The 691-nt window shown below is 48.9% G+C and carries 1 protein-coding gene; it reads right to left on the reverse strand.

Annotation, left to right across the window (positions count from 1 at the left end; genetic code table 11):
• Positions 1-17: 17 nt before the first annotated feature.
• Positions 18-691: DUF3530 family protein (locus A3750_RS07500; RefSeq protein ID WP_231871760.1), on the reverse strand; the 674-nt coding region annotated here is incomplete at its 5' end.

Here is a 691-nt window from a genome sequence, read left to right on the forward strand (position 1 = left end):
TAAGCTCTCCTTCAGGCCTATTTTTTTTCTTGGCCAGGCGCGTAACGCTCAAGCCAGTCACCAATTCGCTTTAATAAAAACTTGTCTGATCCGGCGCCGATCACTGACGTCAGCTTTAACTGCTGATATTCGGCAAAGTTGCCTGCACGCGCACTTGCTTTACGTTCTTTTGCTGCGGCACTTTGATTACGAGAGGATGAGTCGAAGATGTCGAGAACGGGTGCTGGGAAATCGTTGCCGAGCGCCTCTGCAAAGCGATTGTTCAGCCGGTCGGGCAATTTTGGTTCGAGTAAAATAAGAGCAAAGCCTTTCTCTTTTATTTCTGCTTCGCGACTCTGTAAGTAGTCAACCGCAAGCTCAGCACTCTCTCCTAATGCGATAACTGCAATGTTTTGAAAGCCTTGTTGTACTAAGTGATCCATCGCGGCTTGTACGTGAACGAGGGCGCGCTCTTCATAAGGAGAGATCATTTGTTCTTGTTTGGGGGGGGATTTAAGATCTATATCGACGCTTTCATTTTCGTCTTGCGCCTCTAATGTCGCGTCTTCCTCTTCTGATGGTGCTTTCGTCTTTTGGGCGCGGCTTCCCGCAGCCGTCGCTCGGGTAATCGCCTCACTTGTTTGAAATTCTGAAAAGGATTTAACCACAAGCTCCCTTTCAGGAGGCGTTTTTAGCTCAGGCCACGGCAGTC

This window comes from Oleiphilus sp. HI0079 (assembly GCF_001635105.1).